10 protein-coding genes are annotated in these 12,546 nt (G+C 74.0%); 9 read left to right on the top strand and 1 reads right to left on the bottom strand.

Annotated features, from left to right (window positions below):
• Positions 1 to 53: 53 nt before the first annotated feature.
• A complete protein-coding gene (locus tag LRS74_RS06835) occupies positions 54 to 1,127 on the bottom strand; it encodes an Rv2578c family radical SAM protein (RefSeq protein ID WP_277744634.1) in 1,074 nt (357 codons plus the stop codon).
• A gap of 139 nt (positions 1,128 to 1,266) precedes the next feature.
• On the opposite strand from LRS74_RS06835, the gene LRS74_RS06830 reads away from it, so the two are divergent.
• The 9 genes from LRS74_RS06830 to LRS74_RS06790 all read left to right on the top strand — a co-directional run bounded on the left by LRS74_RS06830 (position 1,267) and on the right by LRS74_RS06790 (position 12,471).
• Positions 1,267 to 1,710 (top strand): SRPBCC family protein, encoded by a 444-nt coding sequence (locus LRS74_RS06830; protein ID WP_277740149.1) that lies wholly within the window; start codon positions 1,267 to 1,269, stop codon positions 1,708 to 1,710.
• A gap of 200 nt (positions 1,711 to 1,910) precedes the next feature.
• Positions 1,911 to 4,478: an MFS transporter gene (locus LRS74_RS06825; protein WP_277740148.1), complete on the top strand. Its 2,568-nt coding sequence runs from the start codon at positions 1,911 to 1,913 to the stop codon at positions 4,476 to 4,478.
• A gap of 183 nt (positions 4,479 to 4,661) precedes the next feature.
• The gene (locus LRS74_RS06820; protein WP_277740147.1) at positions 4,662 to 5,495 is read left to right on the top strand and encodes a M55 family metallopeptidase; all 834 of its coding nucleotides are present in this window, start codon (positions 4,662 to 4,664) and stop codon (positions 5,493 to 5,495) included.
• Positions 5,488 to 6,837 (top strand): M20/M25/M40 family metallo-hydrolase, encoded by a 1,350-nt coding sequence (locus LRS74_RS06815; RefSeq protein WP_277740146.1) that lies wholly within the window; start codon positions 5,488 to 5,490, stop codon positions 6,835 to 6,837. Before LRS74_RS06820 ends, LRS74_RS06815 begins: the two co-directional genes overlap by 8 nt.
• Positions 6,838 to 6,843: 6 nt before the next feature.
• Entirely contained in the window at positions 6,844 to 8,871 is a 2,028-nt protein-coding gene (locus LRS74_RS06810; RefSeq protein WP_277740145.1) for a prolyl oligopeptidase family serine peptidase, read from the top strand.
• Between the two features lie 268 nt (positions 8,872 to 9,139).
• A complete protein-coding gene (locus LRS74_RS06805; RefSeq protein WP_277740144.1) occupies positions 9,140 to 9,862 on the top strand; it encodes a 4'-phosphopantetheinyl transferase superfamily protein in 723 nt (240 codons plus the stop codon).
• 71 nt (positions 9,863 to 9,933) lie between these two features.
• Positions 9,934 to 10,176: a LapA family protein gene (locus LRS74_RS06800; RefSeq protein WP_277740143.1), complete on the top strand. Its 243-nt coding sequence runs from the start codon at positions 9,934 to 9,936 to the stop codon at positions 10,174 to 10,176.
• Between the two features lie 130 nt (positions 10,177 to 10,306).
• A complete protein-coding gene (locus tag LRS74_RS06795; RefSeq protein ID WP_277740142.1) occupies positions 10,307 to 11,890 on the top strand; it encodes a CoA transferase in 1,584 nt (527 codons plus the stop codon).
• Between the two features lie 26 nt (positions 11,891 to 11,916).
• Positions 11,917 to 12,471 carry a GNAT family N-acetyltransferase gene (locus LRS74_RS06790; protein WP_277740141.1) on the top strand — a complete coding sequence of 185 codons (555 nt, stop codon included), beginning with the start codon at positions 11,917 to 11,919 and terminating at the stop codon, positions 12,469 to 12,471.
• The last annotated feature ends 75 nt before the right edge of the window (positions 12,472 to 12,546 follow it).

The raw sequence follows: 12,546 nt of genomic DNA, 5'->3' as shown, positions 1-12,546 counted from the left end.
GAACGTCATGATCGTGGCTCATGGGGGCGCCGCGACAGCGAATTCCGGCCGCCTCACAGCAGGCTCAGCTGGGTGGCCCGTGACCCGGACGCCGAGGCGGGCCCGTGGGTCGCCACGGAGTCGTGCGCCACCTCGGGGTCCTGATCCGCCTCCGGACGGGTGATGTTGCGGGCGGCGCCGGCGCGGGCGGGCCCGATGCCGTACTCGGCGGCGAGCTCGTGCACCTGGCGGGTGACGCGTCGCTGGTACCACGTCGGCGCGTACGCCCCGCCCGCGTACATGGCCTCGTACCGCCGCACCAGGTGCGGATGGTGGCGGGCCAGCCAGGCCATGAACCACTCGCGGGCGCCGGGTCGCAGATGGAGCACGAGCGGGGTCACCGAGCCCGCCCCGGCGGCGGCGATCGCCCGCACGGTCTCCCGTAGCTGCTCGGGCGTGTCGCCGAGGAACGGGATGACCGGCGCCATCAGCACCCCGCACGGGATGCCGTGCTCGGTCAGGGTCCGCACGACGTCCAGGCGCCGCTCGGGGGAGGGGGTGCCCGGCTCCACGGTGCGCCACAGCTCGCGGTCGACGAAGCCCACGGAGACCGAGACGCCGATGTCGGTCACCCGCGCGGACTGCCGCAGCAGCTCCAGGTCGCGGAGGATCAGCGTGCCCTTGGTGAGGATCGAGAAGGGGTTCGCGCGGTCGCGCAGCGCGCCCAGGATGCCGGGCATCAGTCGATACCGCCCTTCCGCGCGCTGGTAGCAGTCGACGTTGGTGCCCATGGCGATGTGCTCACCCTGCCAGCGGGACGAGGCCAGCTCGCGGCGGAGCAGCTCGGGAGCGTTGACCTTCACCACGATCTGCGAGTCGAAGCCGAGGCCGGTGTCGAGGTCGAGATAGCTGTGGGTCTTGCGCGCGAAGCAGTAGACACAGGCGTGCGCGCAGCCGCGGTACGGGTTCACCGTCCACTCGAACGGCATGCGGGAGGCACCCGGCACCCGGTTGACGATCGAGCGCGCCCGCACCTCGTGGAAGGTGATGCCGCGGAACTCGGGGGTGTCGAAGGTACGGGTGACCACCGCGTCGGTGCCGAAGAGGGCGGGGGCGGCTCGGTCGGGGTTCAGGTTGTCCCAGCGCATGGTGTGCACCTCCGGGTTCTCGCTTGTTCGAGAATAGAACATACGCTCGAAGAAATGCGCGTCAACCCTCGATTTGGGTGGCTGCGCCGCAGGTGGTTGGCTTGCCGGGCAGTGCAACCGAACGTGCGGGAGGAAGAGGATGGGGCAGGTCGAGGCCACCACGGAGCGGATCGTCCAGGGCAGGGCCGAGGACGTGTTCGACGCGCTCGCCGATTACAGCGGGACCCGCGCCAAGGTGCTGTCCGAGCACTTCAGCGAGTACGAGGTGCGGGAGGGCGGCGACGGCGAGGGCACGCTGGTGCACTGGAAGCTCCAGGCCACCAGCAAGCGGGTGCGGGACTGTCTGCTGGAGGTGACCGAGCCGACCGACGGCCAGCTGGTGGAGAAGGACCGCAACTCCAGCATGGTCACCACATGGACCGTCACCCCGGCGGGTGAGGGTGCCTCGCGGGTGGTGGTCACCAGCACCTGGACCGGCGCCGGCGGCATCGGCGGCTTCTTCGAGCGGACCTTCGCCCCCAAGGGGCTGGCCCGGATCTACGACGCGGTGCTCGCCAACCTCGCCGCCGAGCTGGAGAAGTAGGCGTCGGCCACCCGATCGGTGCGGCGTCAGTCTCACCGTTTCGGGTGGTTTTCCCGCCGGGTGCGGTCGTGCGCCGTAGCCACTCCGACCGGCGCTAAAGCCGCTTGTGCGCCCCTCTCCGGCAAATCGTCGCGCTTGCTCCCTGATGTCGCGTAATGCGAGAAATGGCGGCGGCGCAGGCGCGACGAGGGGAGAGGCACGTGGGCGGGACCACCGTGGTCGGAACCAGCCTGGTGAAGGGCGACGGCGCTCCGGCCGTGCCCGGCGAGGCCGCGGAGGACGGATACGGAGCCGTGGCCGAGGGCGGCTCCTGGAACGGAGCCGGGCGCGGGGACCCCCAGGGCGGGTGGCCGCCGGAGTCCGCCGCGGTCGACGGCGGGCAACCGGCCGACCCGGACGCCGCCCCGGTCCCGCTCAGTCGGGCCCGGGTACGGATGGTCTTCTTCGGGCTGATGCTGACGCTGCTGCTGTCGGCGCTCGACCAGACCATCGTGGCCACCGCGCTCCCCAAGATCGTCGGGGAGCTGCACGGCCTGGACGACATGTCCTGGGCCGTGACCTCCTACCTGCTGGCCTCCACCGTGGTGCTGCCGGTCTACGGCAAGCTCGGCGATGTCATGGGCCGCAAGGGCGTCTTCGTCTTCGCGATCGTCGTCTTCGTCGCCGGCTCGGCGCTGGCCGGCTGGTCGCGCACCATGAACGAACTGATCGTCTTCCGGGCGATCCAGGGCGTGGGCGGCGGAGGGCTCATGATCGGCGTGCAGGCGATCATGGCGGACATCGTCTCCCCGCGCGAACGCGGCCGCTACATGGGCGCCATCGGCGCCACCTTCGGGCTCGCCTCCGTCGCCGGCCCACTGCTCGGCGGCTTCTTCACCGACCACGCCTCCTGGCGCTGGTGCTTCTACATCAACGTGCCCTTCGGGCTGGTCACCCTCCTCGTCGTGGCGCTGGTGCTCCGGCTGCCCAAGCCCCCGGGTGAACGCGGCCGGTTCGACCTGCTCGGCGCGGTGCTGCTGGCCGCGTCCTCCACCTTCGTGGTGCTGCTGACCAGTTGGGGCGGGACCGAGTACGAGTGGCGCTCCCGGGTCATCCTGGGGCTCGCGGCCGGCGCGCTGGGGACCGCGATCCTCTTCGTGGTCGTCGAGTACCACGTCGCCGAACCGATCATCCCGCTGCGGCTGTTCCGCGACTCCGTCTTCAACGTCACCGGCCTGGTGGGCGCGTTGGTGGGCGTCGCGCTCTTCGGCGCGGCCTCCTACCTGCCGACGTTCCTCCAGATGGTCGACGGCGCCAGCGCCACCGAATCCGGGCTGCTCATGCTGCCCATGATGGCCGGCGTCGTGGTGTCCTCCGTCGTCTCCGGACAGCTCATCAGTCGCACCGGCCGCTACCGGATGCACCCGCTGCTGGGCTGCGCGATCTCCGCCGTGGGCATGTGGCTGCTGTCCCTGGTGCACGAGGACACCTCGCGACTGGAGTACAGCGTCTGGATGGGGGTCCTCGGGGTCGGCGTCGGACTGGTCATGGCGGTGCTGATCCTCGCCGTGCAGAACTCCGTGCCCCCCGCCGACCTCGGCGCGGCCACCAGCGCCCACAACTACTTCCGGCAGATCGGCGGCAGTGTGGGCGCCGCCGTCTTCGGCACCCTGTTCGCCGACCGCCTCGCCGACAGCCTGGCGGAGGAGCTACCGGCCGGCGGCTCCCTGCCCGACCCGGAATCGATCACCCCGCAGATGGTGCACGAGATGCCCGCCGTGCTGCGTGACGGGTACATCGCGGCATACGCCGACGCCATGCCGCGGATCTTCCTCTACCTCGTGCCGGTGCTCGTCCTGAGCTTCCTGCTCGCCCTCCTCCTCAAGGAGAAACCATTGGTGTCCACCGCCGAACACGCCTCCGCGCCCGACCACGCCGTGCCGACGGCGCGCCTGGACGGCATGGAGCCGGGCATGGAGGGCTTCCAGACCTCCGTCGCCCCGCCCACCCCGCACACCGCACCGATCTCCGCCGGCGTGCCGGTCTGCGGCACCGTCCAGCACAGCGACGGCACCTCCGTGCCGCGCGCCGCCCTGACCCTCATCGACGTGGGCGGTCGGCAGATCGGGCGCGGCGCCACCGGAGAGGACGGGCGGTACGCGCTCAGCACCCCCGGCACCGGCTCCTATGTGTTGATCGCCTCGGCCGGCGGCCACCAGCCGCAGGCGGTCACCGTCACCGTCGCCGACCGCCCGGTCGACCTCGACGTCGTGCTCGGGGGCGCGGGCCGGCTCGCCGGCACGGTGCAGACGGCCGACGGCACGCCGGTGCGGGACGCCATCGTCACCCTCACCGACGTACGCGGCGAGGTGGTGGCCTCCACCCGCAGCGGCCGCGAGGGCGGCTATGTCATCACCGAGCTGATCGCCGGCGAGTACACCCTGGCCTCCAGCGCCCCCGCCTTCCGCCCCGCGGCGCTGCCGGTGTCGGTGCAGGCGGCACGGGAGACCCGGCAGGACATCGAGTTGGCCGGCGGTGCGGTGCTGCGCGGCGTGGTGCGGGCCGGTGGCGGCCGCCCGGTGGAGGACGCGCGCGTCACCCTGCTCGACGCCGCGGGGAACGTGGTGGACACCGCCACCACCGGCACGGAAGGCGCCTTCCGCTTCGTCGACCTGTCGGCCGGCGAGTACACCGTGATCGCCGCCGGCTATCCGCCGGTGGCCACCGTCCTGCACATCGCGGGCGGCGGCCGCACCGAGCGGGACCTGCTGCTCGGATACGAGGACTGAGCGGAGACCGACCGGACGGGGGCGGAACGGAGTGCCGGGGATGACAGGGAGGACGGGGCCGACGGGGTCGACGAGGCGCGTAGGGCCCGCGTTGCGCCGTTCGTGCCGACCCGGCGGCGGGCCCCGGCGACGGTTGTCCACAGGGCTGGTTCGGCCGTCCGGCAACGCGTAACGTGACGAGGCATGATGATCCTTGTCAGCGCGGACATGGAGGGCGTCACCGGCGTGACATGGCCGGCCGATGTGCTGCCCGGCGCCTCGCAGTGGGAGCGCTGCCGCCGGCTGTTCACCTCGGATGTGAACGCGGCCGTCGCCGGCTTCTTCGACGGCGGCGCCGACGAGGTCGTCGTCAACGAGGCGCACTGGGGGATGCGCAACCTGCTGCTGGAGGAGCTGGACGAGCGGGCCCGGATGCTGACCGGCCGACACAAGGCCCTGAGCATGGTCGAGGGCGTCCAGCACGGCGATGTCGACGGCGTCGCGTTCGTCGGCTACCACACGGGCGCGGGCACCGAGGGCGTGCTCGCCCACACCTACCTCGCCAATTCCATCACCGGCGTGTGGGTCGACGGCGTGCGCGCCAGCGAGGGCCTGCTCAACTCGCTGGTCGTCGCCGAGTACGGGGTGCCGGTGGTCCTGGTGACGGGCGACGACCGCACCTGTCAGGACGCCCGGGCGTACGCTCCGCGGGCCCGGCACGTCGTCGTCAAGGACTACGTGTCACGGTACGCGGCGGTGTGCCGCCCCCCGGCGCGCACCGCGGCCGACATCCGGGCCGCGGCGAAGGAGGCGGCGGCGCTCGCGGTGCGCCACGAGCCGGCGCGCGGTGGCCCCTTCACGATCGAGGTCGAGTTCGACGCGGAGCACCTGGCGGGCGCGGTGACCGTGGTGCCCGGCGTGGAGCGCAGCGGAGAGCGACGCGTCTCCTACACGTCAACCACCATGTACGAGGGCATCCGCTGCTTCAAGGCGGTCACCACCCTCGCCTCGGCCGCAACGGAGGAGGAGTATGGCTGAGCAGACCGGCCGCGCGGAGGCGATCGACGCGCAGGCGCTGGAGGAAGTGGTGCGGTTCACCTCCGAGCTGATCCGGATCGACACCACCAACCGGGGTGGCGGGGACTGCCGGGAGCGTCCCGCCGCCGAATACGTCGCCGAGCGGCTCGGCGAGGCCGATATCGCACCCACCCTGCTGGAGCGGGTGCCGGGGCGCACCAATGTGGTGGCGCGCATCGAGGGCCGAGACCCGAGCGCGCCCGCGCTGCTGGTCCACGGCCATCTGGACGTGGTGCCCGCCGAGCCAGCGGACTGGTCCGTGCACCCCTTCTCCGGCGAGGTGCGCGACGGCGTCGTCTGGGGCCGGGGCGCCGTCGACATGAAGAACACGGACGCGATGGTGCTCGCGGTGGTCCGGGCCTGGGCGCGTGCCGGGGTGCGGCCGCGCCGGGACATCGTCCTCGCCTTCACCGCCGATGAGGAGGACAACGGCTCGGCCGGCGCCGCCTTCCTGGTGGACGAGCACGCCGGGCTCTTCGAGGGCTGCACCGAGGGCATCGGCGAGTCCGGTGCCTACACCTTCCACGCCGGGCCGCGGCAGCGGATCTATCCCATCGGGGCCGGTGAGCGCGGCACCGCCTGGGTGCGCCTCACCGCGCGCGGCACCGCCGGCCACGGCTCCCTGACCAACCGGGCCAACGCCGTGAGCCGGCTGGCGGCCGCCGTCGCGCGGATCGGTGAGTACCGCTGGCCGGTCCGGCTGACCCCGACCGTCCGCGCCTGCCTGACCGAACTGGCCGCGCTCCAGGGCATCGCCGTCGATCCGGAGGCCCCCGACGTCGACGTGGACGAGCTGCTGACCAAGCTGGGGCGGGCCGCCGCGCTGGTGGGGCCGACCGTGCGCAACAGCGCCAACCCGACGGTGCTGGAGGCCGGCTACAAGATCAATGTCATTCCGGGGAGCGCCACCGCCTATGTCGACGGCCGCGTCCTGCCCGGCGGCGACGAGGAGTTCCGCACCGCCCTGGACCGGCTCACCGGCCCCGACGTCGACTGGGAGTTCCACCACCGTGAGGTGGCGCTGGAGGCGCCGGTGGGACCCGGCGCGCCGACGTACACGGCGATGCGCGCGGCCGTCGAGCGGTTCGACCCGGAGGGCTCCGTGGTGCCGTACTGCCTGACGGGCGGCACCGACGCCAAGCAGTTCTCCCGGCTCGGCGTCGTCGGCTACGGCTTCTCGCCGCTCAGGCTCCCCGAAGGCTTCGACTACAAGGCGCTCTTCCACGGTGTGGACGAGCGCGTGCCCGTCGAGGCCCTGCACTTCGGCGTCCGCGTACTCGACCACTTCCTTCAGGAGGCGTGACCACAGGTGAAGACAACAGTGTCCACGGCGCCGTACGGAGCCTGGGGCTCGCCGATCGACGCCGCGCTGGCCGCGTCGCTCGACGGGCGACCGGAGTACGTGGGCACGGTCGGCGACGAGGTCTGGTGGACCGCGCCCCGCCCGGAGGAGGGCGGCCGGCGCACCCTGGTGCGGCTGCGGGCCGACGGCACCGAGGCGGCGGCCCTGCCCGCGCCGTGGAACGCGCGCAGCAGGGTCATCGAGTACGGGGGCGCCCCGTGGGCGGGCCTCGCGCGACCGGCCGGCGGCCCACTGATCGTGTTCGCCCACTTCGACGACCAGCGGCTGTACGCCTACGAGCCGGACGGTGCCGCCGCGCCCCGGCCGCTGACCCCGGTCTCCCCGGTCGGCGGCGGGCTGCGCTGGGCCGATCTGCGGATCGACGCCGACCGGGGCGAGGTGTGGGGCGTGCTGGAGGAGTTCACCGGCGCGGCCCCCACCGAGGTGCGACGGGTGATCGCCGCCGTTCCGCTGGACGGCTCCGCCGCCGAGGACCGCGGCGCGCTGCGCGAACTGTCCGGCGGCGCCCACCGGTTCGTCACCGGGCCCCGGCTCTCCCCGGACGGGCGGCGCGCGGCCTGGCTGGCCTGGGACCACCCGAGGATGCCCTGGGACGGCACGGAGGTGATCCTCGCCGAGGTCGCGGACGACGGCGCCTTCACCGGTGAGCGGCGGCTGCTGGGCGGCGCGGGCGAGGCGGTGGCCCAGGTCGAATGGGCCGCGGACGGCATGCTGCTGTACGTCTCGGACGTCTCCGGCTGGTGGAACCTGCGCCGGATCGACCCCGATGCGGCCCCCGGTGCCGGACCCGGCACCGGCTCCGGGGCCGTGTCCGGCACCCCGCTGTGCCCGCGGGAGGAGGACTTCGGCGGGCCGCTGTGGGCGTTGGGCCTGCGCTGGTTCCTGCCGCTGGAGAGCGGGCTGATCGCCGTCATCCACGGCCGGGGACCGGCCGCTCTGGGCGTCCTCGACCCGGAGACCGGCGAGTTGGTGGACGCCCCCGGCCCGTGGACCGAGTACAGGGCCACGCTGGCGGCGGCCGGCACCCGCGTCCTCGGCGTCGCCGCGAGTCCACGCAGCGGCTACGAGGTGGTGGAGCTGGACACCCGCACCGGGCGGGCGCGGGTGATCGGCGCCGCGCATGTCGACCCCGTCGACCCGGCCTACTACCCGGAGCCGCGGATCCGCACGTTCACCGGCGTCGACGGCCGGGAGGTGCACGCCCACATCTACCCGCCGCACAGCCCCGACCACGGCGCGCCCGACGGCGGCCCTCCGCCGTTCGTCGTCTGGGCGCACGGTGGACCGACCTCCCGGTCCCCGCTCGTCCTCGATCTGGAGATCGCCTACTTCACCTCGCGCGGCATCGGCGTCGCCGACGTCAACTACGGCGGGTCGACGGGGTACGGCCGCGCCTACCGGGAGCGGCTGCGGGAGCGCTGGGGCGAGGTGGACGTCGAGGACTGTGCCGCCGTCGCCCGGGCGCTCGCCGAGGAGGGCACGGCCGACCCCTCCCGGCTGGCGATCCGCGGCGGCAGCGCCGGCGGTTGGACGGCGGCCGCCTCCCTCGCCACCACCGAGCTGTACGCCTGCGGCACGGTGAGCTACCCGGTGCTCGACCTCGTCGGCTGGGCGGACGGCGGCACGCACGACTTCGAGTCGCGCTATCTGCACACCCTCATCGGCCCCGAGGAGGAAGTCCCCGAGCGCTATCGCGAACGGGCCCCGCTGACCCACGCGGGGCGCGTCAGCGCGCCGTTCCTGCTGCTCCAGGGGTTGGAGGACCCGATCTGCCCGCCGGCCCAGTGCGAGCGCTTCCTGGCCGAGACAGCCGGTCGGGGCGTCCCGCACGCGTATCTGACCTTCGAGGGCGAGGGCCACGGCTTCCGCCGTGCCGCCACCCTGGTCCGGGCCCTGGAGGCCGAACTGTCGCTGTACACGCAGACCTTCGGCGTCACCCGCACCGACATATCCGTCCTGGAGTTCACCACGTAGGGGACCGGATCGCGCCACCGCCCGAACGCCCCCGCGCCGCCGTTCGGTTGGTCCGGCCGTGGCCGACCCGCCGATCGGACCGGCCCCGTCGCCGTGTGGCGGCGGGGCACCGGTAGCGTGATCGACGGCGACGTCGTCGCCGGCCATGTCGTTGCCGACTCAGTGGGGGAGACCGCCCGATGACCGAAGTAAGGAACGCCGTGGCGCCGGACGCCGCGGCAGGGCGTGCGGCGGACCGCGCGCAACTGCCAGACGGCGGAGCGCGGGCATGACGGCGCCGCGCGTCCTGGGGCGCGACGAGCCGCCGGCCGCCCTGGTCGGCCGCTGGCAGGGCGGTCCGCAGACCTGGCTGCTCAGCGTCTCGGAGTACACCTCCGAGCTGGAGGGCTATGTGGCCGAGAAGATCCTCGACGCCCAGGAGCGCGAGCGGGTCGCCGCGTTCCTGCGGGACGAGGACCGGGAGCGGTACACCGCGGCCCACGTCGGACTGCGCCGGCTGCTGGGTGCCTACCTCGACCTGGAGCCCTCGGAGGTGCCGTTCATCCGGGAGCCCTGCCCCGGCTGCGGCGAGCCGCACGGCCGCCCGGCGGTCCGCGGCGGCGCGCTGCACTTCAACATGTCGCACGCCGCCGACCTGGTGCTCTTCGCCTTCGCGGGCACGCCGATCGGGGTGGACGTGGAGCGGGTGCAGTCGGTGGAGGTCGTGGACCAGATCGCGCCGAGCCTGCACCCCCGGGAGCGCACCGAGTTGGCCGTGCTGCCGCCGGCCGAGCGGCCGGCCGCGTTCGCCCGCTGCTGGACCCGCAAGGAGGCGTACCTCAAGGGCCTGGGCACCGGACTCTCGCGTGACCCGGCGACGGACTACGTGAGCACCGGTGTGGCGACGGTGCCGGTCGGCTCCTGGTCGCTCGCGGACATCCCGGTGGACCACGTCCGCTCGGGGTACGCGGCGGCCTGGGCGGTCCTGGAGGCCACCCGAACGGACCAGTAGCCCGCCGCGTGGGGATGCGCCGGGCCGGCCGCCGATGATGCTGGACGCATGAGCGCGAGCGAAGGCAAGCCATGAGCGCGGCCAGAGGCAAGCACAGCGGCTTCCGGGGCGGCATGCGGGAGCTGGTGTCGACACCCGGCCGTGTCGCCGGCCTCATCCTCTTCGTGCTCGCGCTGATCTTCATCTTCGAGAACATGCAGCAGGTGGGGATCCGGCTGCTGTTCTGGGAGGTGACCATGCCGTTGTGGCTGGCGCTGCTGGGCATGGGCGTGGTCGGTGCGCTCTGCGGCGCCCTGCTCTTCCGCCGCCACTGAGGTCGGTCGCGGGCCGCCGGCGGCGCCGTGACGGACCGGTCGCCTCCCCGACGCCGGGGGTGCCTGCCTGATCTCGGGGCGACGGCGCGGACACCCGGCGGCCGCCGGGCCGCGCTGGCACACTGCGTGCATGGTGAAGCGATCCACGCACGGTACGGCGCGGGCCTGGGCGGCGCTCGGCGGCGACCCCGCGCTGCTGGACCGGATCGACTACGGCGGCCCGGCCGGAACGCTCCCGGCCAGGCTGCCGGCGCGGGAACTGGCCAGGTCCACGGTCGCGGTCTGCGCGCTGGCCGCCGCCGAACTGGCGGCCCGCCGCGCGGGCCCGGGCGCCGCGGTGCCCGGCGTACGGGTGGACGACGCGGCGGTGGCGACCGCGTTCGCCAGCGAACGACTGCTGCTGATCGAGGGCCGCGCGCCGACCGTCTTCGCCCCGCTGTCCCGCTACTGGCGCACCGCGGACGGCTGGGTGCGCACGCACGCCAACTACCCGCACCACCGGGCGCGACTGCTCGCCGCGCTGGGTGTGACCGACCACGGGGGAGCGGGCGGCGCGGCCCTCGTCGAGCGGGTCGCCGCCGACCTGGCCGGGCGAGCCGCCCGCGAGGTGGAGCGGACGGTGTACGCGGCGGGCGGGCTCGCCGTCGCCGTACGGTCGCCGGAGCAGTGGGCGGCCCATCCACAGGGGGCGGCGGTGGCCCGGCACCCGGTGCTGACCCTGGAGCGGATCGGGGACGCGCCCGCCCCACGGCTGGGGGAGCGGGGCGACCGGCGCGCCGGAGCGTCTCGGACGCGGCCGCCCGCCGGGGCGCCTCGGACGGGGCCGCCCGCCGGGGCGCCCCGGCCCCGGCTGCCCGCGGCCGGCCTGCGGGTGCTCGATCTGACCCGGGTGCTCGCGGGGCCGGTGGCGACCCGCACGCTCGCCCTGCTCGGCGCGGACGTGCTGCGGGTGGACGCGCCGCGGCTGCCGGAGGCCCCCGACGTCCACGCCGACACCGGCTTCGGTAAGCGCTCCACCGTGCTGGACCTCGGCCGCCGCGCCGACCGGGCCGCGTTCGAGGACCTGCTGGCGACCGCGGACGTCGTGGTCACCGGCTACCGGCCCGGCGCCCTGGACCGGTACGGGCTGGCCCCCGACGCCCTCGCGGAGCGCCGCCCCGGCCTGGTCATCGGGCAGTTGAGCGCCTGGGGTGGCTACGGACCCTGGGGCGGGCGACGTGGCTTCGACAGCCTGGTGCAGGCCGCGACCGGCATCGCCACGCGGGAGGCGGCCGCCGACGCGTCCGAGGATCGCCCCGGCGCGCTCCCCGCTCAGGTCCTGGACCACGGCACCGGCTATCTGCTGGCCGCCGCGGTGCTGCGCGCCGTCACCGAGCAACTCGTCACCGGGGGCACCTGGTTGGCCCGGCTCGCGCTCGCGCAGACCGCCGGCTGGCTGCTGCACGGCATCCCGGCCGACCCCCGCCCCCGGCCCCCGGCGCGGGACACCGACGAGCCCCGGGGCGCCTCTGGCCACGGCGTCACCCCGGAGGCCCCGGCTCCCGGCACCCCGGAGGCCCCGGGTTCCGGCGGCGCCGGACGCTGGCTCGCCGAAGCCGACGGGGAGTTGGGGCGACTGCGCCACGCGCTCTCCCCGGTGGACTTCGACGGGGGCCCCACGCGCTGGGCGCACCCCTCCCTCCGTTGGGGCACCGCCCCCGCGACCTGGAGCTGAGCGCCGCGACTTCCTAAGATTGTCCGATGTCTGACTCCCTGCATGCCGAGTACATCGCCGCAGGAACCCGTGCGGCCATCCGATCCATAGCGCGCGGCGACCGGGAGGAGTTCACCCGACTCGCCCGTGAGAGCGTCGAGTTCCACCGACCATGGCTGTTCCTGCCGACGACCGACGACGCCTTCGACGGCTACATCGGACAGCTGGAACAGCCCGACCGCGAGGGGTTCCTGGTCTGTGACCAGGAGACCGGAGCCGTCACCGGGTTCGTCAACGTCAACAACATCGTGCGCGGGCGGTTCCAGAGCGGCTACCTGGGCTACGGCGCCTTCGTCCCCTCGGCCGGCCGGGGCTATATGGCCGAGGGGCTCGGACTGGTGCTGCGGCACGCCTTCGGGCCGCTCGGGCTGCACCGGCTGGAGGCCAACATCCAACCGGACAACGCGGCGTCGACCGGGCTGGTGAAGCGGCACGGCTTCCGACTGGAGGGCTTCTCGCCGGAGTACCTCTTCATCGACGGGGCGTGGCGAGACCACCAGCGCTGGGCCATCACCCGCGAGATGCTCGACGAGCCTGCCTGAGCCACGCCGCCGACCGCCTCAGCCACGCAGTCGCCCGCCTGAGCCACGCCGCCGCCCACCGGGCGCCACGCCGCC

It is taken from the genome of Streptomyces sp. LX-29, from assembly GCF_029541745.1.
Taxonomy (GTDB): Bacteria; Actinomycetota; Actinomycetes; order Streptomycetales; family Streptomycetaceae; genus Streptomyces.
The sequence above is the reverse complement of the archived record's forward strand: the minus strand, read 5'-3'. Positions and strand labels throughout refer to the sequence as shown.

What these genes read in the sequence shown, in the direction of transcription:
- LRS74_RS06790 (WP_277740141.1), top strand. Translation starts at nt 11,917, where the DNA reads ATGTCTGACTCCCTGCATGCCGAGTACATCGCCGCAGGAACCCGTGCG.
- LRS74_RS06830 (WP_277740149.1), top strand. Translation starts at nt 1,267, where the DNA reads ATGGGGCAGGTCGAGGCCACCACGGAGCGGATCGTCCAGGGCAGGGCC.
- LRS74_RS06815 (WP_277740146.1), top strand. Translation starts at nt 5,488, where the DNA reads ATGGCTGAGCAGACCGGCCGCGCGGAGGCGATCGACGCGCAGGCGCTG.
- LRS74_RS06835 (WP_277744634.1), bottom strand. Translation starts at nt 1,127, where the DNA reads ATGCGCTGGGACAACCTGAACCCCGACCGAGCCGCCCCCGCCCTCTTC.
- LRS74_RS06805 (WP_277740144.1), top strand. Translation starts at nt 9,140, where the DNA reads ATGACGGCGCCGCGCGTCCTGGGGCGCGACGAGCCGCCGGCCGCCCTG.
- LRS74_RS06795 (WP_277740142.1), top strand. Translation starts at nt 10,307, where the DNA reads ATGGTGAAGCGATCCACGCACGGTACGGCGCGGGCCTGGGCGGCGCTC.
- LRS74_RS06800 (WP_277740143.1), top strand. Translation starts at nt 9,934, where the DNA reads ATGAGCGCGGCCAGAGGCAAGCACAGCGGCTTCCGGGGCGGCATGCGG.
- LRS74_RS06820 (WP_277740147.1), top strand. Translation starts at nt 4,662, where the DNA reads ATGATGATCCTTGTCAGCGCGGACATGGAGGGCGTCACCGGCGTGACA.